The following is a 22,210-nucleotide window of genomic DNA, read 5'->3' as shown; positions in this document are numbered from 1 at the left end:
ATAATGTATAAGTTACACAAATCTTTCCTCGGTACAGGGTGGGGGTTCCCGCCGCAATTTGACAACCAAAGTGGAAATGTAGCTATGCTTAGTGACAGTGAAGATATTCGAAGCAGCTTGGAAATCCTGCTTTCTACGCGACCTGGAGAGCGGGTGATGTTATCCGACTACGGTTGTCATCTCGACGAATTATTGTTCGAACCATTGACAACGACGATGAAGACCTATATGAAAGACCTTATTCAAACGGCGATATTGTACCATGAACCCCGTATTGAGGTCAACAAAATCGAACTTGTTGATACCGGGGAAGTGGAAGGACGTATCCTCATCACTGTGGATTATACCATTCGGGCTACCAATTCGCGGTTTAATTATGTTTTCCCCTTTTACCTCCAGGAAGGGACCGAAATAAAATGATAAGCCATGGCGTGTTCAGATAAAAATAGCTTGGTACGTGAAGGAACCGCACAATACAACAGGTTCCTGAAAGCATTGTCTCCCACTTTTGTACAAGTGGATGAACGGAACCTTCGCGAACTATTGTTGTTTGTGCAACGCTATGCGGCCCATGTATCCTATTTCGACACGGAAAATAATAGTGCGGGAACATGGGAACCCCTTATCCAACGCGATATAAGTGTTGTCCTTGCCTCTTTGACCAACTTAGCACCCCTGACATTCGCGGATTATCATAAATCACTCGTGAAACGCATCCGACTAGCGGTTCGGGAGGCGGACATTGATGAAGCTAAGCGTTGCTTTAAATACCTGTTCGATTTGGTCTACACGTTAGCCAAAACCGTTGACCAACAGTGCGCGCTGTTGGAAGATGATATGGATTATCAGCAGGTGATCAGAGATACCATCGCATTGAAAATTGATAAAGGAATACGTGCCCTGCTGACATTCTGCACAGCCAATCATAGCTTGTTGCCGGCGTCGAGCACGACAGACCCATTGGCACCTTTTATCCCATTGAATTCGTCTGTTACGGCCTATGGATTCCATTACATTAGTGATGATCCAGAGCCACTGAACATCAGTGTCCCGGATACAGATGATCTTTCAAAGATTAATTTTATCGTGCATCACAACCTCTTTCAGCGACAGGTAAAGGCCGTGCTTACGGGCACCGCACTGGCCATACAAAAAGCGGACGCATTGTTTGCCGAGTCTATGAGCAACTACAAAAAGCATCGTCCGCATATTGCGCTGCTACAAACTTTTTTGCGGTTGTTTGGCCACGCTCAGGACCAGTTAAATCGGTATGGGAAGAACCACTTGGAGTATTATTATAAAGATATATTGCAGCTCAGGCCGAGACGACCAGAGCCGGATCGGGCGCACCTTGTCTTTGATTTGCACGCCCAGCTATCCGACCACCTGCTGAAGGCCGGAACTTTATTCAAGGGGGGGAAAGACAGCGATGGGAAACCGCTTACATACCAACTATCACAGGACGTTATACTCAACCAGGCGAAAGTAGCGTCGGTTCATTCGATGAATAAAGTCAACGGGACATTGTATGCGTCAGAAAACAGCAATCAAGTTCCCATGTTTCTGTTCGGGGAATCCCAAAACCCGTCGAAAGCAATCGGTTTTGCAATTGCCTCCAAGCTGCTTTTCCTTAAAAGTGGGGAACGTACCATCACCGTATCCATTCACCTTAACGAGACACGGTTATCCGTGAAATGGAGTAGGTTTCGGAGTCTCACATTCCACACACGATTGACGGGCGAAAAAGGATGGCTGGAGGATCAGGTGCGTGCTATCTATCATCCGCAAAGTGGCGAACTGGTTTTTTCGATCACCATTGACGGCGGGAAGGACGCTGTGCAGCAGTATGATGAAAAAATCCACCAAAAGAATATGCAGGTTTCAATGCCATTGTTAATGGTCTACATTGATCAGGAGGCATCCGGGATGAGCTATGACCTGTTGGCGGAAAAAGCTATTGACAGGGTCCGAATCAGCGTAAATGTACAAGGGTACAAGGAAGCCATCTTGAGCAACGACATCGGACTGCTCGACGGCAGTAAACCATTCAAACCATTTGGTGACCTGCCGAGACGAGGCTCAGGCTTTTATATCGGGAGCGATGAATTGTTCCAGAAGCCACTGACGTCGTTGAGCTTGATAACAGACCTTCCTGCTGAATTTTCCGCAGCTTATTTGTACCGGGGAAAATGGACGGCCTTGTCGCTCGAAAGAACCAATGGCGGCTACACCCTTGGCATACCGAAACAACCCATCCAGGAGCGTAGCCTGGCAATTTTGACGCGTGCATATGGAACCGGTGACCGAGATGGCCATATCCGCCTCGCACTTACCACGGATCGGTATTCCCTATCGGCATTCATGGATAGCTTGACCCAAAGTTTCAATGAAACCAAGTTGATGAAAATTCCGATTCAAACCGCTGTTGAAGGGCTGTTTAGGTCCGACCTGATTACGGGTGAGGCAACGAAGAAAGTTGAGGCGAAAAAAATGGAGGTCGGGGTTGCGGCTTCCCTTGAAGACAACCATAAAGAGTTGTTGAAGACGGTCGTATCCGCGACACAGTTTGAAGGATTCAGGCTAGTAAGGAATTCGACCCCAACACCCAAGGAGCTCGTTGCCGGTACTTTTGAAATCAATTACTCGGCAACCGATACGTTGACTTTCGGAAATGAAACCAAACCGGGCTTTTTCCATCTCTATCCGTTCGGTTACAAACAAATCCAACAGTCTAAACGATTGGGATTGTTACCCGCTGTGTCAAACAACGGGGAATTGTTTATCGGACTGGCTGGCGTACAAGCGCCCAAGACCATTTCGTTACTTTTTGAAGTGGTGGAAGGAAGTTCCAATCCGCTGAAACCCGCTGAAGCTGTGCATTGGTATTACCTTGACGGCAACAACGACTGGAAAAAATTCGAAAAAGAGGCCCTAATTGACGGTACCAAGGGCCTTACCCGTACGGGAATCGTCGAGGTATCCCTCCCCTCGGACGCCACAAGTCAAGGTACAGTGATGCCCCAAGGAATGCTTTGGATGATGGCGGCTGTAGAAGAACAGATTGATGCAGTCTGCAAACTGGCCAGTATCCGCGCACAGGCAGGGCAGGTAGAATTGATTCAGGACGAAGCCAATATGCTTTATTTCAAAACAACGTTGCCCAAGGGAACGATTTCAAAAGCCGTGGTGAGCGACGCTGCAATAAAACGCATCGAACAGCCGATGGATTCGTTTGGCGGCAGACCCCTGGAGCTGGCAGATCGATTCTATACACGGGTCAGCGAGCGGCTACGCCATAAGCAACGGGCCATCACGATGTGGGATTACGAGCGCTTGGTCCTCGAGCAATTTCCTGCCATTTACAAAGTGAAGTGCATCAACAGGGCCGGATTCGTCGAAGCGAATGGAACAACCGTGTTTTGCGAAAATTATCCCGGGCATGTAACCGTGGTGACTATTCCGGATTTAAGCAAATCGGCCAAATCGAATCCATTGCGGCCGTATACACCGATAGGGACGTTGGTCGATATCACCGATTACCTAAAGGACGTCAATAATCCGTTCGTTACGTTGCATGTCCGGAATCCACAATTCGAGGAAATACAACTGGAGTTTGCTGTGATTTTCCGCCCGCAGTTGGATGAAACCTACCACCTCAAACTGTTGAATGACGATATCGAGCGTTTTCTTTGCCCTTGGGCGTTTGACACTTCTACCCCGGTTGCGTTCGGTGGCAAGATCCAGAAGAGCACGCTTATTGATTTTATCGACGGCCTGCCCTATGTCCATGTGGTCAGCACATTCAAGATGCATCTGATCGTTCGAGACGAAAAGCAGACCATCCAAACGGCAACCTACGATGTTGAAGAGGCGGTGGCCACTTCGTCACGCTCGATATTGGTTTCATATGCCGATGGGACGACGAGGCATCTAATCCATGTAATACCAAACTGTGAATGTGTATGAAAAGCTATACCATACCGGCAAGGCAGCAGTTGCATCCAGCGCTGGATTATGCGCTCCTACGGGAGGAAGGATTGAAGCACATCGAGCAATTGGCAAGTGACCTGTGGACGGACTACAATGCGCATGATCCGGGAATCACCATCTTGGAAGCGCTGTGCTATGCGATTACCGAACTCGGCTATCGGAGTTCTTTTGAGATGAAGCATCTGCTGCATGGTGCTACCGACCAAGTACTGTATCCGGCAAGGCAGATATTGACCACCCACCCACTCACCATCGCTGATTACCGGAAGTTGCTGGTCGATATCGACGGGATAAACAACGCATGGGTTGTTCCTGCCAAGCATCAGGAAACCCCGATTTTCTTCGACCATGAGGAAAAAAAATTGCAAGTTGACGCGACAGACACTCCTATCCGACTCAACGGATTGTATGATGTGGTCTTGGATTTTGATAGCGACGAACGATACGGCGACCTGAATAGTGGAGATGTGGAATTGCTCAGCCTTGAAGGTGACTTTGCCGTGAAATTTGAATTCCCGCGCTACGGCGACATCCATCCGGATGTGTTAGGGAAACCTATCGATTCCGTTTCGGTACAGGAAACCGATGCCACCGAACGATATGAACTGGTATTCACCGATACGAGTGGGACCGCTTTCCGTATTCCGTTCGGTATGACCGTTATCATGCATCCGCCAACAGGAAAGATCACGGCGACACAGCTTGAGGAAATGCTGGATGATATGGATTATGTCCAGCAGATCGCCGACACCTATCTGGAGAAATTGAAAACAATTGATACAATTTTCAAGCGGGCGGTCAAGCAACTGCAGTCGCATCGCAACCTGTGTGAAGACTTCCTTTCCATCAAGCAAGTACGGTATGAGGAAATCGCTGTTTGCGTGGATATCGACGTATTGCCGGATGCAGATATCGAACGTATACAGGCTGAGCTTTTCTTTGCGATTGAACGCTATCTGAGCCCATCCGTCAACTTCTATTCGCTGAAAGAACTGCTGGACAAGGGTTGGACAATACCCGATATCTATAACGGAGTAGCACTAAATAATGGATTCGTCGATCCCAAGCAATTGGATGAGACGCAGTTGCGCACGCATATTTATGCATCAGATATCATCAGCTTGTTAATGGATATCGACAGTATAGTGGCAGTCAGAAACCTGGTAATGACCAAATACGGACATAACGGAAAACCGGTGGATGGATACGTCGGCTTGGACTGGTGCGTGGCGATCAGTGAAGGACATAAACCCGCATTGAGCGATTCTCGTTCCAAAATTTTACTCTATAAAAATGGTTATCCGTTTCAGGCCCGCATGGGTGAGGTGAGCGATACCTTGTCGGTTATGAGAGCGCAGTATACACTCGGGAAACGCAAGGGCTATGACCGGGACGTTGCCGTCGTCGAAGGCCGCTCACGTGATACCCTTAGCTATTGGCCCGTTCAATACGATTTGCCCGGCGTGTACGGTGTGGGTGAGGCGGGCCTCGCACCACATGCCGATACCTTGCGAAGGGCACAGCAGCGGCAATTGAAAGGCTACCTGTTATTTTTTGAGCAGCTGTTAGCGGATTTCTTTGCACAATTGACCAATGCTAAACGGTTGTTTTCCATTGAAGATATCAAGCAGACTTACTTCGCACAATACCTAGCCGATATCAAAGATATCGACGGACTACTGTCTGACGATTTGGAAAATGCGATTGCACTAGGACCCGGTAGCGAGCAATGGCAGCGACTGTATGAACGGCAGGCACCCTATGTCGAACGCCGGAACCGTTTTTTGGACCATCTGCTCGCCCGATTTGCCGAGTCGTTTAACGATTTTGCATTGCTCAGGTATCAGATTAACTATGAGGAGCAAACAGTCGAACGCATTGCCGGTGAGGAATTGATTGCAGCGAAAATACAGACGTTGAAGCAATATCCCGAAATCAGCGCGAACCGTTCGAAAGCATTCAATTATTTTCCTCAAACGGATGAATTTGATTTAGCAACCGACCAGCTTTGGGATACCGATAACATATCCGGGCTGGAAAAGCGTGTAGGTGCACTCACGGGTATGCAGGAGTTGACCCGCAGGTTTCTGTATTGCATCAAACATACCGAAATCCGGTGTGAGGAGGAGCATGCAGACAACGAAATCCGATGCGTGCACCGCTTTGAACTGGTCTCCCGGGAAGGGGTGGTATTGACGTCCGCAAAATTCCTGACCAAAGAACAAGCAGCTACGGTGCTGGCCAAAGTCATCGATGCGGCATCGATAGTTGGAAACTACAGCATAGTGGCGCATAAGATTGTATTGCTGGTTGATGGAGAAAATGTGTTGGAAACGTTAGATACGTTTGAAGATGCAGCGGCAGCGGATGACGTTATTGAAAAACTTGCTGCTGAATTCAAGCAGGGCTGCGGAGATCCAGAAGGACAACATTTGATTGAACACATCTTGCTGCGGCCAAGAACACCAGCATTTAAGCTGATGGATCGCTGCGAAATCAGTGCTGATTGCAGCTGTGAACTCGACCCCTATTCTTTTCGTATTTCCGTGATACTGCCCTACTGGCCAGATCATTTTGATCATCCATCTTTCCGGAACTACATCGAAGACAAACTCCAGGAAGAAGCGCCTGCGCATATTCAGCTAAAGGTTTGCTGGATTGGAAACGAACAGCTCCGGCAATTTGAAAATCGATACAAAGCTTGGATCGAAGCACTCGCTAACTATTTCCAAGAGCGAAAAGAAAACACATCGGCACTACAGGAAGCCAATGACAAGCTGTTGGAACTGCTGCCGGAGCTCAAAAGCGTTTATCCGCGGGCAACGCTGCATAATTGTGCGGAAAGCAATATCGAGAACAACCCTGTCATGTTGGGCAGAACAACTTTAGGCACTTATTTAAATCAATGACCATGAACAAGATTGAGTCATATCCCATTTTTGAGGCCGATCAGGTATTGACCAATAACCACCTGAACGACACCGTAAACTATTTGGATCGGCAGAGCCGTTTATCGAGGGTCCGGCTTATTGGAAACGGCATCGTTTGCGGATTGGAAATCACGGTTGCGGATGAAGGCATAGTAATCAGTGGCGGTCACGGTATCACATCGCAAGGCTACCTTATCGAACATTGTCAGCAGGAGTATACCCACTATACCGGCTATATTTCTCCCGACATTCCCACCGGATTGAACTTGATTACAGGATGTGGTGATGGACCGGAGTCGTTGCCCTATTATGGTGTGGAAGGTATTTTTGAACTCTTACCACCCGACTCGCAAGTAACAGCTAAAACGCCGATTTCTACATTAAAAGCATATGAATATGTGGTCGTGCTATTGCTGGAAGCCAAGCAGGTGAGATTGAAAAATTGTGATACGAATGATTGCAACGACAAAGGAGGACGACTGGATTTCGAGGTGAAGCCGCTATTGGTTCATTCAGATTTGCTCAACGGGAGCGTCGAATCCGTATTCAACACCATACTGCTGAAACGGTACGGTGTACCCGTGGGCGATCGCCTGGAAAATGGTGAACAAGTGCTCCAGGCCTTTTATGACATCGTGGATAATGATACACTCGATAGGCTAGGGCAGAACCTGAATAGGTGTTGGGACCGCTACGCGCACCTCCTCGGACTTCCCGAATCTAACCCATTTGAGAAGCTGGATCTGAAAGTAATCCGGGATAAGCATAGCTATCAGAACGGCAATTTCCATTACATCCAATATTTCTATGACTTCATTGATGATCTGGTAAAGGCATTTGGAGAGTTTACAGGCAAGGCACAAGATTTTTTCGGTGGCTGCCGTGCCAATGAAGGAGCTTTCCCATTGCATCTCTTACTCGGATTGGCTTCGGAGAGTACCCAGTTCGGCCATTGGGATAATTACCGGCAATATTTCGTGCCCGTCCATTACCTTTATGGGCAACGGCATCTCAAGGAGGAGGTTACGCAATTGTTGCAGCGACTGAAATACATGGTGGAGGAATTCGATAGCACATTGCCATCCAAGAACCAACTCGTAGCGATTACGCCCAGCTACATCGGCAAGGAGTCATTGTCGGACCGTTGTATCCCTTTTTATTACCGGCGCGAAAGCCTCGACCAATGGTGGGATTTTCAACGCAACAAGCAAGGAAACGGCCGTATGGCTCGCGGCACCGGAATCACCATCAGCCCTATCCGTAATACAACTGGTAATGTCCTACTCTATGATATCGAGCGTTTCAATGCGTTCCGCATCGAAGGGCATGTGGGTAAGCGCTATTCCACGGCATTGGCTGAAATCGTAACCGAGCGGGATAGATTCAATTTACCTTTTGATGTGGTAGCATTAAGCGCGGTTGATTTGAAAGACATTACCAATGGTAATGAGGTAACTTGCAACGTTCAGGACCTGGAGTCGAATTATAACGTGCTGATTGCAGGACTGCTATGCAGGGTAGAGCAGATTTTGACCTACGTGGGCAGTCTACGGCCAAAACGGGATGTCGTTATCGGCGATGTACTGGTCGCGGACACCATCAATGTGGGCAAAATAGCTTCCCTACCCACGTTCTCTAAAAAAGTATCGTCGATCAAAAAGGAGGTCGCCGCAAAAAAGAAAGTGACTACCCAACCCGTAAGTGAAAAAGTAAACTATATCGGCAGAGTTGTCGATTTGGATACCGATGATACGGAAATCAAACTGATGGATTTCGTAGCCAAGGATATCAACGCGTTCCTGGTCACTGATCGAAAGTTGTTCGAATACGTGCTGCCCAAACCAGATTTGCTCCTGGTGTTCCTTCAGCAACTCAACGCGATTCTAGGGTATCTTTTTGAGCATGATTTGCCTGATTTCAAGGTGGATGCGTATAATGCACTCTGGGCGGATTATCAGTCAACGGTCAATAGCATCATCAAAGAATCAGCCAATTCGCAAAACGAGGCGCTAAAAGAATATTTTGCCCCTAAAAACAACAATGTATTGTTTAACTGTGCCAATGAAGAACTGTATGCGATCAGGGAAGAGTACAACGAAAGGCTCAATCGTTACCAAGAAGCGGTCACTTTCGCTAAATACTTTGAGAAACATAAGGGACTTGAGCATAAGGCGGGGGTGCCGAAGGGAGGAACATTTGTATTGGTATATCAGCCTCCGGCAGCTCGGTATTCGGCTATCATACCCGAAAGGGACCTGCGATTAGTTGCACAGCCGATCGAAGGTAGCCAGCTTGTTAAATCCACGGCGGCGGCTACAAAGGCCATAGCCGCAAACACCATGCTGCTGGGGTCAAACCGAAAAATATATACGGATGCAGTTAGTCTCATTGAACAATTGAACCTCGGTACTGCAGCCTCCAAGGTCCTGGATGCACTGAAAAAGCGTGAAGAGGAAGAAAAGCAGGTCAGCCAACTGCCCAACGGAGTGGTCATCGCCGATTTCTATGTGCCCTATGTGTGCAAAAGCGACTGCCCACCTATCGCCTATGTTTTCCCTACATCACCGGATGAGCCATCGGAACCAGGCAAACCTGACGAGCATTTACCCACAGTATCCATTGAACCTACTGTTTTCTGCATTGCCGATAAAAAGGAATATCCAATAAAAACCAATCCGGAAGGCGGAAAATTAACCATAAATGATAAAGAAAGTGAACCAAAGATTGTTCCGGCTCGGTTGGGTGCAGGCACGTTTAAGGTGGCTTATATACTAGAATCCGGGGCAGTAGCTGCGACACAATTTGTGGTACAGGAGAAAGCAGACGCAGATTTTGGAATTTCGGCGGCAACGTATTCCGAGCGTGAAGGCAATTGGAATGTCACACTGAAATCCATCGCGCCCAACGCCGACACAGGCAGTACGCAGTGGCTTATGGACGGTAAGCCGATTGCGGCGGATCAATCGGAAGTAACGCAATTACTGACACCCAACAACCCCAAGTCGGCCATTACCTACGCGATACGTGAGAGCATTTGCGGGGCCGCCGAGCGTACCCGTACCTTTATACGGGAAGATCATACCCGTACGATAGGTTCGGACGCTGCGTCGGTGACTATTCCGGTGAAAACTTCCGGTGTCATCAACCTGGTAGCCGCGCCGAAAGGGGTCGTGGTGAAGGATGGTGCATTGGTTATTCCTGCGGCGCAATTGATGAAGGAAGGAATGAAAAGCGCCATCATCGCCTACCATTATCCCAATGGCGATGAGGTAATATTGGCGGTGCTAACGGTGACGTTGGGTACAGCAGCCTTCGAAATGGTAATCGGTGTGCCGGATAGCAGCACGGTGCTGACAAGGCGTGGTGCGGTCACGGCCGTCAACATTGCGCTGAAGGCACTATCAGACGGCGGAACATCGAAATGGACCGTCAATGGGAAGGCGGCCAAAGCAACAGCCAGTATCCCACTCAAGGAGTTTGATCAGCTCAAGGAGCTGGTGATCACCCACCAGATTGAATTTGGTGATGGTTCCGGTAGTGCGGTGAAAACATTTACCCAATCCATCACGGCGTTGCGTAAACAGCTAGAAGCAAGCAAGGGGAAAATCATTGTGGAATAGCGGCCATGCAACAGCTCCGCCATATCATCCATCAGCAGTCGCTGGAAGTCGCATTTGAGCGGCCAGGGCAAAAGCCGGGCATTCAGGAGCGACTGGCCGCTGTCCATTATCAACGGATCCTACCGGGATTGGATCAGGTATTTGGCGAATTCGAAGCGGAGCTGCCCGATGGATTGACGATCCCGATCGTATCAATAGACTGCGGTATACTGCACGAAGCCAGTTGGGAAGACGAGCTCGTGGCAACGGTGTTCAACAGGATAAAGGAAGAGCTGCAGCGACACAGGGGCTCGCCAAAAGACGACAAGCAATTGGCTAGCCAACGGAATGTGGAATTTATCCAGTTTCTACAAACAGGCAGATACCCATGGGATAGCCGGCGGGAAGTTCCGGCAGACTACGAACGCCGGCTGGTACTGGACGAAATGTTTTTGGATAAGCTGACCGCGGCACTGCAGACGGCTGACGATGTGTTGAAGCGCCTCTTTTATTATTGTTCAGCTGAATTTATCATTCGGTTGGCAGAAGCACTTTCAGTGCGCCATATTCCGCCGGAGGGCTGGGCATACGTGTCGTTTTTGAAAGAGGCCGGGGTGGAATCGGCGGTGTGGCCAACGGCTGTTGTTAGCGCCTATTGTGCGGCTTACTGCCGGCCATCCGCGACCAACGTATCGTTTGCCATTGCGCTGACCGAGATGGTATGGCCAAAGATCGATACCATCCAGCGTACAGATATCGTTCAGCAAATTGCTCAACTCCTGACAACGGCAAAAAGCCAAGTGCGTCCGCAGTTCTTGGTTCCTGATTTCATCACCGCTTTGCTGCCATTGCTTTCAAGAGATTTCCCCGAATGGGCTGCGATCATCCGACAGCAAGGTGGTGTCGAACACGATGAGCCACCGGCGGCACCGGTCAAGCAAATAAGACCAATACCCGATAGCCTGGCGCGCAGGGAGCCAAATGCGACAGCAAATAGGCAACCCGATCATGTAATTGATACGTACTATGTTACGAATGCAGGCCTCATCCTCGCCTATCCATTTATCGCTCCGTTGTTACAGCGCACGGATCTCATGAATCAAGATGGGCAATTAACACTGGAGGCCAGGGGCAAAGCAACGGTGCTGCTCCAACAGCTCATTTATGAGGAGCCACTTGTAGAGGAACACGAATTGCCACTGAACAAGCTACTTGTCGGTTTACAACCGACATCGTTCGTAGATCCAACACTACTGGAATATACGTCGCAGATTCGTCAAGAATGCGAAGAAGTATTGGATGCTATCATTACGCATTGGAGTGTCCTACGCAATACTACCGTAGCGGGACTCCGGGAAACTTTTTTGCAACGCGACGGTAAGTTGACGTTACGGGCAGATGGTTGGTTGCTACAAGTCGGCTCTCAGGGCGTCGATGTGCTGCTGGCGAGCCTTCCATGGTCCATCGGGGTCATCAAGCTTCCTTGGATGGATGGCATGTTGCATGTCGAATGGACATGATAAACTAAAACGATGAGCTATGAAATTGTTAAAAATTAACAGCCGAGGGGATGCCGTTGAACTGCTCCAGGAGCTACTCAACGAGTACGGACATGAATTGGCCATCAACGGCATATTTGACGAGTCGACTGAACAGGCAGTCCGCGCATTCCAGACAAAGCATGGCTTAGTGAGTGATGGCATTGTCTATACCAAAACATGGACAAAACTCATCAATGGTGTCCCCATCGATATGAGCAAGATGGAAGAAAAGTACCTGAAGGAGTCGGACATCAGCACGTTGGCCAATTCACTTGGCGTCGACATAGCCACCATCAAGGCCGTCAATGAAGTAGAAAGCCGAGGTAGAGGTTTCAATGCGGACGGCAATCCCAAGATCCTGTTTGAGGGGCATGTGTTCTGGAAAGAACTGGAGAGGCGGGGCGTGGATCCTACCGCACACGTTTCGGGAAATTCCGATATCCTGTACAAAAAATGGACAAAAACGTACTATAAAGGAGGAGCTGCCGAATATGAACGGTTGAACAAAGCGATTAGCTTGATTCCCAATAATAGCAAAGTTGCGGCTGCGGCCTATGCTTCCGCATCCTGGGGGTTATTCCAGATCATGGGTTATCACTATGAAACGTTGGGGTATGATACGGTTGTCGAATTTGTGGGCGATATGCAATTAAGCGAGGGGAAACAATTGGAGGCATTCGGTACGTTCCTGGCTAAAAACAACCTAGTGGGCTACCTTCGGGATAAACAATGGACGGAATTCGCCAAGCGCTATAACGGGCCGGAATATGCAGCGAATCAGTACGATAGCAAGTTAAGAGAGGCCTATCAGCGGTATGCCGCGACAGCTCGGGATGAAGCAATGGTCGATATGCCACGGGGCCTGATAAAAAAAGGAAATACAGGTGAGCTGGTCCGCGAGCTGCAATCCATCCTAAACGAGTTGGATTATGCATTGCCCGTAAACGGGATTTTCGATGCCAAGACCGAACAAGCAGTCAAGGATTTTCAAGGGTCACACTTAGATAAGCATCAACAACCGTTGACCGTAGATGGTGTCGTAGGGCAATTAACTTGGTGGGCCTTTGAAAATCCACGCCCCCGGGTGACTTCCGGGGTAATTGCGTATGACAAGCTACCACCTACGGAACATGGCGAGAGCCTGTTGGGAAGAGCCGCGCTCCGGGTAGCCATTGCTGAGCTGAAAGCCGGAGCAGGCGAGGTCGGTGGAAACAACAAGGGACCATGGGTCAGGAAATACATGGAGCCTGCAGGTTTACCAGACGGACACCCTTGGTGCGCCGCTTTTGTAAGCTGGTGTTTTCTCCAAGCCGTGGGTGGCGACCGCCGCGATATGCCGTTTAACTACTCGGCAGGCGCACGCAATGTATTCAACCAGCTGAAAAGCAAGGGCTGGAGTTTCACGGGCGAATCGGAAAAGCAGCCTAAGCCGGGAGATGTTGTTTGCTGGTGGCGCACGTCGCTGGCTTCTGGCAATGGACATATCGGAATCGTCCACCATTGCAATGACGGATTCCTTTACACCATCGAAGGCAATAAGGCGGCTAACGTAGCCGGATTTTCCTATGTAAAGACCCGGATGGATAAGTTGTTGGGCTTTGCGAGGGTTGGTTGATTTTAATTAGAGACTATGTTTTCTTCAAAGGTCGCTTCGGAAAAAAAGGCACGAGAAACGAACAACGGGACGTTTTTCCAGCCCAAGCTGGCCGTAAATGATCCCAGCGATCGGTATGAGCAAGAAGCCGATGCAACAGCAGCGCGAATCATGCGGATGGCGGAGCCTGCACCGCAAAGCGGCATCGACTTTTTTTCACCGGCACTTAGCCCGGAACCCCAAACGATTTTCAGGTCAAGAGACGGAGAAAGTACACAGGAGGGGCTCAATGAAGAAACGGTAACCTGCCCTCCGTCCGAACGCCTGGATGAAATCGAGCAAAATTATCGGTCAATGATCGAATCGGCGAGAGCGGAGGATGCGGATGTTGCTGCAGACAACCTGGATTATTTTCTTTCAGGGGCCGGGGGAACCCGGACGTTAGGCGTGGAGTGGTTGCGCGGCTTTTCGGAAGTCACCGATGCAGAACGAAAGAATCAGGAGCGATTCGAAAATAGCTTAGCGGATATTGCAGATACGATACACCATGGAGATGCCCGCAGTTTTGACGACTACTGGGATGCCCAGCTAACTGGAGGTGTAACCACAGAATTGTACTATGCGAGCGGCACAAGCACCATACGCTCGACGGGTAACTTCACCTTGGATCGAATTGAGGACATCGTCAATATCAGCGGGTCGGTCGCACATCGATGGTACGACCCCTACGATTGGCACGCCGGGCTCGGCGCGTTTATTCCCGGACATGGGAGCGTCTCGGACACCGATGGTCTGGTTATGCAATCTTGCAGGGGAGCTCAACCCTTTCAGATGGAAGCCACATGGAACCAACGGGTATCGGGCACAGTGAGGATTCGGGATTATTGGTTCAATAGTACTTCGTTCAGTTGGACAGGTCCTTGACATCAAAGCAAAAAAATAAACGCCATGCGTACAGGTAATTATATCGATAAAAGCGTTGCAGGCCACCCTAAACGGGTAAATAGGCCTTTCTTCCAGCCCAAACTTGAGGTCAATGCCCCCGGCGACCGATATGAGCAGGAAGCCGATCAAGTGGCAGATCGTATCATGCGTGCTACCATTCAACGCAAATGCCAGCAATGCGAAGAAGAGGAACGGCACGTGCAGCGCCAACCAGCACAGTCCTCGGCTCCAGGGATCAATGAAGATTTCGAACACTACGTTTCGACGCTAGGTGGGTGTGGCAAACCGCTGTCATCCGAAGAACGTAACTTTTTCGAACCTCGGTTCAAGGCGGATTTCTCCGCCGTACGCATTCATACGGATGACGCCGCAGCACGGTCCGCCCATCAGATTCACGCACATGCCTATACCCTCGGAAACGATATTGTTTTCAACAATGGCCAATACCAGCCGCAATCAGCGGAAGGCAGGCGGCTGATGGCACATGAACTGACACATGTCGTACAGCAGCGGGGCAATGGGATGATGCCCATACAGCGCGACGTCAAAGCCTACTATAAAGAAAAGAGTGATGCGGTTTTTTCCGGTGGCTTCATGGACGGAGGGTCGTCTTCTGTTGCCGGATATTCGGCGCAAGCGCAGGAACTGCACGACGCCTTGGCAGGGTTGATTGCCGACGGGAAAATAAGTGAGGTCAAGTCTACGTCGGGTGATGCGGCTTGGTTTGCAGCCAACCATCATAGGAATGCCCAACTTGCCGAAATTACCCAGGCATTGACTGACGCAGGATTAACCAATGCAGAGAAACTAGCAAAAGCCATTTACGATATTCATGCAGAATACCTCTACAGCCAACAAACATTGACAACATATTCCGCATTCTATAGCCATACCACCAAATCCAAATCGGACTTGAACAGGAACAACAGCCGTGATTTGACAGAATATGAAATAAGGCAAGCAAAACGGGTGTTTAAAAATGCGATTAATTATAGCAAAGTAACGATCGAGGAGCGTTCTAAAATTGGATCGGTTGGCGGGTATGCACGGACCATTGGCAATACGATCTATTTTCCCGATGAGGTGCGAAGTACACGGTGGCTCATTCACGAGCTTACCCATGTGTGGCAATATCAAACCACAGGCTGGACCTATGCACCAAAAGCGATTTGGGCGCAAGTCGATGAAGGATACGACTATGCCGACGCCGGTAAAACCAACGATCAGTCGCTTATCGATGCCAGGGCCGCCGGAAAAACGCTGTCAAGCTACAACAAAGAACAGCAAGGCGATATCGTTGCCGACTATTTCTCCCGGTTGCAATCCGGAGCGGATGTCTCGGCATACCAGCCATTTATTGATGATATTAAATAGCGTATTGGGATGACTTATTTCGAACGGCTTACTGACGGACTGCAACTTCATGAGGTTGCCATGTTTATACTTGGTGGGCTCCTCTTTATCGTCTTGCTTTTTCTGATCGTGCTGTTTGCGCTCCGCAAAAGGCAGCTCAAACCGCTACTGCTCTTTTTTCTCATCCCCATCGTGATGCTGGGTTGGCCTTCCATTGCCAAGATACAACTGAATCAGGAAGGGTTGACCCTGGTCAACAACCTCAAGGAGCTGGAAAAACATCCGGATGACGAGGCGCTACAAAGCAAGGTAGAGCAAAGCATACAGGTGCTGGAAGAAAAAAATGTAAACGCACCGGATAAGTTAGCCGATATCGCACGGGCAAAGTACCTGTTGGGAGAGGACAAGGGGGCGTTGGAAACCATCAATAAGATACCCGAAGCGGATAAGGCGGTATTGGGCGTTGCGGAGCTGCAGCGCGCGATACGCGCAACGCAGGATCTGGAACGAAAACTGGAAAAGGCAAAAGCATCCCCTACACCGGAAAGCTTGGATATACTAAAAATCACCAAGACGCAGATTGAAGCAGATTATAAATTCAGCGAGCATGTACGGCTGCAACGCTACGTGAATGAATCGGACTCATTAATTAAAAGGAATCGGTGAAGCAATCTATTGAACATACCGGGTTAAAGCAGGCCAAGACAACGTCTTCCGGAGGCAATGTGACCACCGGCCGGCAGTTTTTCCAGCCAAAGCTCACGGTAAACCAACCCGATGACGTTTATGAGCAGGAAGCGGATGCTGTGGCCGAGCGGGTGATGCGGATGGCGTCTCCGGAGGCCGATAGCCCCCCTTTTTTTGCACCGAGGCCTGTGGTGATCCAGCGAAAATGCAAGGAATGCGAAGAGGAACACGTACACCGAAAAGAAAGCAATGGCGGTATGCCAGCGGCCGATTCAGATTTCGAACAATACGTTATGGGTTTGCCGGGCCGTGGAGCACCATTATCCGTACAAGAACGCAGTTTTTTCGAACCCCGGTTCAATCGTGATTTTTCAGACGTACGTATCCATACCGATTTGGGTGCTGTAGACTCTGCCCAACGTATCGATGCGTTGGCCTATACGACAGGGACCAATATCGTGTTCAATCAAGGTCAATACCAGCCTGACTCGGAAAACGGCAGACGGTTACTGGCGCACGAACTGACACATGTGGTACAGCAATCGTCGGACACTGTAAGGCGACAGGAAGATCCCAGAGAGAGCTTGGTAGACGAAGGTAGGCAGGGTCGTACATTTGCCCCACGGGGCAGATCACGGTCCGGCAGCGACCTTGGTGGTCGTGTACATGCAGCCATGGACGTGCCGGGTCCGCGGGGGTCCCTGGTCTATTGCCCCGCTGATGGTGTTGTTATTTTTGCCCGCGCCGTCAGTGGCTACGGCAATTTGGTTTCCATATTCCATGCAACCCCTCCAGCGACTGAGGTCGCGGGCACACAACCGCTGACGAGCCACTATGCTCATTTGGATCGCATCGATGTCTCCGAAGGGCAGGCGGTGGGTCGGCAAACTGCTGTCGGCGCCATGGGCAACACCACGGTAGATGCGGCGGGCGACTCCGGTGCCGTACCGCGCGGCATGGGCGTCCACCTGCATTTCAGTGTACTGCGGATGAACCGCGATCGTCCAGTCGCGCGGCTGTCATCTAGGATAGAAGAAAGACTGGCCATCCGCCCCGATACCTGGTTGAGTGAACTCGGTGTGGAGGTGGCCAGGCGTGAATACCGGCCTTCCACCACGGGTGACGCGGAGATAAGGCGCAAACCCTCACCGGCGGCCACAGCGAGTAACACGATAATCGTGCAGCGTTTGGAAAGAAATACGGGTGAGATGCACAGCGGGATTGCGTCTGACTATCGCCGATATTTGGGAATGCCGGAAAGTGAGTTTGACGAGCGGGGAAGGCGGCAGGCCTGGTCCGATGCCCGCCTTGTGTACGGATCGGCGCAGCGTACCATGCGGTTGGAGCAGCCTCAGATAGAATCGCTGATAGAGCGGGCGGTATTGTCATCGCCCCACTCCATGCTTCCCGTAGCCTATAGGCACCAATTGCTGTCATTTAGATCAAGCTATCCGACATTGGATACCCGGTTTACTGAGTTGGTTGATGCGGCAATGGCTGCGGATTTGTTTTTCCCCCAGCAAGGTCGTATCGCCGAAACGGGTGCGGCGGATCTTTTGGAGATCATGACAAGGATTTTTATCCTCGACCCTTCCTCATCGTCCTTGGATTTACTGCCCGGCGGCCAGGGTGAACGCTATCGTGATTTTTCTTGGGGTGTAAATGATTATCCAGGTGGTACACGCGGTGCAAATGAAGGCATGGCGGGCGAAATGACGCGGGAGCTAAGCACAATAAGACCGGAACGCAGGGCCAATACCGGTGGTAGTGCAGTTGTAACCCGAGGTGAGTTCGAGCGGGATACCGGTTTGCGAGAATACGTTGCAAATGAACTTCGGGCAATTCCTGATTTTGATGCGGCCAGTGGTTTCAGCCAGGGCCGAGGACATCGGCTGAACCAGCATGCCTTGGAATCGTTCCTTCTAATGCGGCAGGCAGCGCTGGATGATGGCGTCCCATTGATCGTCGTTTCATCGTATCGGTCGTCGGCAACAGCAAGAGCCAATGCCGCGCGGTCAGGCAACCCATCGGCAGTAGCTTCGTTTTCGGCACATACGCTCGGATTGGCGATGGACCTGAGAATGAGCTATACCATTACACAAGGGGAAAGTACGATTTCAGAAACGTACGCAGAAACCACCACTACGCCGATGCAGAATGTGGTAGATATGCGGCAGTCACCGGTACATAAATGGCTATTTATCCATGGAGCACAATATGGTTGGTTCCCTTATCAAAATGAGCCGTGGCACTGGGAATATAACCCTGTTGGGTTCAGGGATACATTTTTATCAAACCGATAGTAGCAAATAAACCAAGGCAAAATCAGAAGTCATGATTCATAAGAACAGATGAAACAAACTACTGAGCATGGCACCCCTAAAATTCCCGGAGCCGCTTCTCTTAAAGGCAGTAAGGCAAGGGATCCTGTGTTTTTCCAACCCAAACTTGCTGTCAATCAACCGGGGGATGTCTATGAGCAGGAAGCAGATGCCATGGCCGAGCGGGTGATGCGTTTGGTCCCGCCCCGGGGGAATAATACGTCCTTTTTTTCGCCAAGACCTGTTGTGGTACAACGCAAGTGTAAGGAATGTGAGGAGGAAGAGCGTAAAGCACGTCCGCAGACCCAACCTGCTGTGCAGCGCAAATGCGCGAAATGTGAGCAAGAAGAAGAACAGGTGCGCCGGAAAGCGGTTGACGTTCACGTGCCAGAAACTGATCCGGCCTTCGAGCGGTATATGGCAGGCTTGGGTTTCCAGGGCCACCCGCTTTCAGCCGAAGAACGCCAGTTCTTCGAGCCGCGTTTCAACCGCGATTTCTCGGATGTGCGCGTCCATACCGGCACGGAGGCATCGCAGTCTGCAAAAACCATCGATGCATTGGCGTACACCGTCGGCAACCATGTGGTATTCAGTGATGGACAATACCAGCCCCACACCGATGCTGGCCGACGGTTGTTGGCGCACGAATTGACACATGTGATACAGCAAAACGGGCACGTAGCCCCAAAAAGTATCCAACGAATGCCCAACGGGATCAGTGCGTCCGGGCGATGTAAGGAATACAATGTTAAGTTTGAGGGATATATCAGTAATCCGCATGGGGAACTGCTCTACCAACAAGGTGGTGTGCCGATAAGAAATGGAGACCAGGGGCAACCGCTGAAGAACCCCGATGGCTCAAATGTCGTGATTCCGTACAAGACAAAGATTGCTGTTGGCGACATCGGGTTTAAATATTGGCGAGCCGTGTGCTTGTTAGTACCCCAACGAACGAATCCTGAGCTATTTTGGGTGAGGGCTAGCTATGTGCAGCAAGTGGACGAATCATTGCCGGATAAGTCATCCAATACACCGACTGCACCGCCTTCGGCACTTTGGGATTACATTGAAGTGATTCCTGAGTGTCCCCCTCGCGCACGATTGCTAAATACATCGGTTGATCATCAGGAAATTGCCCAGGAGCTATACGGTGGGCAAGCCATAGCAGTTTCGTTGACGGATGATTTTACGTTTGACGTGCTTTACGAAAACCTGTCACCCGTTTGGAAGCCCCGATTTAAGGGGTGCGTTGCCGAGGAAGAGGAAATTCCGGCTGAACAGCAGGTTTGCCGTGCCGACACCGAATATGTTGGAGATGTCGAAATAACCCCCGGGCGGGTAAGTGCGCCCAAAGGGATCAGGCTGCATACCACGCCGGATGTGGCAGACTGTGACTATGTCGCCAAGGAGGGGATAGCAGCTACGGTCTTTGCTAAAGGAACAGATCTGATTATCATTGCGAAAGGCAATGCGGATAATGAAGGGTGGGTCAAGATCCAGATCGGGGACCAGCAGTATGAAGGATGGATACAGGAACAATTTGTCAAACGGATAAGCGACAAGGATAAAACGAAAGACGCGGTCACCTTACTGACCTATACCGTACAAACCGGCGACAAGTTGGAACCTTTGGTAAGGGAGATCTATAAAGACTATCCGTATACCACGGGCAATGATAGGCGTACGATTGTCCACGCATTTTCAGTACTGAATGAAGGCAGTCCCGCTATCTATTTCGAAGGCAATACCGGCTCTTGGAAGGATATCTTTGACCCGGATTTTGCGAAGTCACGAGATATTTACCAGACGATCAAATTATATGCTGGCGCCGAAATCCGTTTTCCAACGGTAGCTTATATCGACTATTTACGAGACGAGGGTCAAGTAGGAGTGCGTCCGGAATGGAAAAATACGGCAATCGCATTTGCCCGAAGTCTAGAAGGCTTCTTGGAAGGCATTGTCATTGGCTTCTTCAAAGCCGCTTGGGACACCGTCAAGGGGCTCTGGGACCTGATCAAAGGCATCTTTACGGGAGAGTTGCTCAATCAGGCGTACGAACTCTATAAACAGATTAAAGAAAAGGGCTGGTCGGTCATCTGGGATATGATCAAAGGTTTTGCAGAAGGTATCATCAATGACTTTGAGAACGCCTGGAAGAACCCTAATCCATACCAGAAATGGAAATTCTTCGGTGAAATCGTAGGCATGGTGGTTTTGGAGGTCGTGATTGCTTATTTCACGGCCGGGGCCGGGGCAGCAAGGCATATCGGGAAGGTGGATAAGGTACTTGACGCCCTGCCCGCATTGAAGAAAGTGGTGACCAAAGTCGGAACAAAATTAGATGACATACCTGCAAAAGGTAAGCTCGATGTATCCAAATTGGGTAAAGTAGAGAAGAAAATAGACGACTTGGGCGACATGACCGGAGAAACGCGGAAAATGCTGCGTGATCCGAAACATGCACCGATGCTCGATTCGCTTACTGACAACAAGAAAGCGGCTAAAGCACTTAAAAAATGTGCCTCACCTTGCTATAAGGATTTTCTTTCTACCCGGCAAATCGATGAGGTAGAGGCCATACTTAGAAAGGCTGAGACACACAACGTTAACATCAACTACGATGAGCTAAAAACCTATTTTCATAAAGCTGTTGATGCAGATGACCTGGATGAGAAAATTGACGTGCTCCGCAGTGGTCTTGATCGATTCACGTACGACAAATCAAGGGGGGTGTCTCCGTTCGAACTGGATCGGCTCAACAAAACCGAAAAACTAAGAAATATGCCCGGAAGGTTATCCGGGGGAGATCATCTTCCTACGGTCACGAAAGACAATGTATCGACATGGTATGGGGAAAAGCCGGTAGGCTCCACGCTTTCCCAAGCTACCGAAGGGAGTATCATGATGCCTCCGAAGCAAGTGGTCGATCGATTAAAAGCTAGGTTCGCCAGTCAGGACATCACATTCAGGAAATTGCGGGAGGAGTTCTGGAAAGAGATGTATGCTGATGGGGTGATCAATAAGTTCTTTAGCGACCGCGGTGCGGTAAGGAGCCTCGATGAAATGAAGAATGGCCGCGCACCATTCGCGTTGAAAGACGGTAGGATGGGGGGTGGTGCAAATGCAAAACTGCAACTGAACCATCAACAAGCGCTAGAACATTTGGGTGATCGTGCTGATGAGGTGTTGAACTTCGATAACCTGGAGATTGTCTCCCCACGATTCCACGAAGCAATGAAACAATGATCGT

At 49.9% G+C, this 22,210-nt stretch carries 11 protein-coding genes; all 11 read left to right on the top strand.

What is annotated here, in order from left to right:
• Positions 1-3 precede the first annotated feature (3 nt).
• The 11 genes from IEV98_RS03720 to IEV98_RS03665 are packed head-to-tail and all read left to right on the top strand — an operon-like array spanning position 4 to position 22,206.
• Complete coding sequence (locus IEV98_RS03720; protein WP_229738550.1) at positions 4-420, top strand: GPW/gp25 family protein; 417 nt, start codon at positions 4-6, stop codon at positions 418-420.
• Between the two features lie 6 nt (positions 421-426).
• Positions 427-3,966 carry a baseplate J/gp47 family protein gene (locus tag IEV98_RS03715; RefSeq protein ID WP_188504565.1) on the top strand — a complete coding sequence of 1,180 codons (3,540 nt, stop codon included), beginning with the start codon at positions 427-429 and terminating at the stop codon, positions 3,964-3,966.
• Complete coding sequence (locus IEV98_RS03710) at positions 3,963-6,899, top strand: baseplate wedge protein (protein WP_188504564.1); 2,937 nt, start codon at positions 3,963-3,965, stop codon at positions 6,897-6,899. Before IEV98_RS03715 ends, IEV98_RS03710 begins: the two co-directional genes overlap by 4 nt.
• 2 nt (positions 6,900-6,901) lie before the next feature.
• Positions 6,902-10,540 carry a hypothetical protein gene (locus tag IEV98_RS03705; protein WP_188504563.1) on the top strand — a complete coding sequence of 1,213 codons (3,639 nt, stop codon included), beginning with the start codon at positions 6,902-6,904 and terminating at the stop codon, positions 10,538-10,540.
• Between the two features lie 5 nt (positions 10,541-10,545).
• Positions 10,546-12,039 (top strand): contractile injection system tape measure protein, encoded by a 1,494-nt coding sequence (locus IEV98_RS03700; protein WP_188504562.1) that lies wholly within the window; start codon positions 10,546-10,548, stop codon positions 12,037-12,039.
• A gap of 19 nt (positions 12,040-12,058) precedes the next feature.
• On the top strand, positions 12,059-13,675 hold the full coding sequence (locus IEV98_RS24380) for an N-acetylmuramidase domain-containing protein (RefSeq protein ID WP_229738549.1): 1,617 nt from the start codon (positions 12,059-12,061) through the stop codon (positions 13,673-13,675).
• Positions 13,676-13,690: 15 nt separating this feature from the next.
• Positions 13,691-14,578: a hypothetical protein gene (locus IEV98_RS03685; protein ID WP_188504561.1), complete on the top strand. Its 888-nt coding sequence runs from the start codon at positions 13,691-13,693 to the stop codon at positions 14,576-14,578.
• Between the two features lie 24 nt (positions 14,579-14,602).
• Positions 14,603-15,973, top strand: a complete 1,371-nt coding sequence (locus IEV98_RS03680; RefSeq protein ID WP_188504560.1) for an eCIS core domain-containing protein — start codon at positions 14,603-14,605, stop codon at positions 15,971-15,973.
• 9 nt (positions 15,974-15,982) lie between these two features.
• On the top strand, positions 15,983-16,618 hold the full coding sequence (locus IEV98_RS03675) for a hypothetical protein (RefSeq protein ID WP_188504559.1): 636 nt from the start codon (positions 15,983-15,985) through the stop codon (positions 16,616-16,618).
• Entirely contained in the window at positions 16,615-18,942 is a 2,328-nt protein-coding gene (locus tag IEV98_RS03670; protein ID WP_188504558.1) for an eCIS core domain-containing protein, read from the top strand. The genes IEV98_RS03675 and IEV98_RS03670 overlap by 4 nt, the downstream gene beginning before the upstream one ends.
• Before the next feature lie 48 nt (positions 18,943-18,990).
• The gene (locus IEV98_RS03665; protein ID WP_188504557.1) at positions 18,991-22,206 is read left to right on the top strand and encodes an eCIS core domain-containing protein; all 3,216 of its coding nucleotides are present in this window, start codon (positions 18,991-18,993) and stop codon (positions 22,204-22,206) included.
• Positions 22,207-22,210: the final 4 nt, after the last annotated feature.

It is taken from the genome of Parapedobacter pyrenivorans (genome assembly GCF_014636865.1).
Taxonomy (GTDB): domain Bacteria; phylum Bacteroidota; class Bacteroidia; order Sphingobacteriales; family Sphingobacteriaceae; genus Parapedobacter; species Parapedobacter pyrenivorans.
Note: the sequence above shows the minus strand (reverse complement) of the source record. Positions and strands in the feature narration are given on the sequence as shown.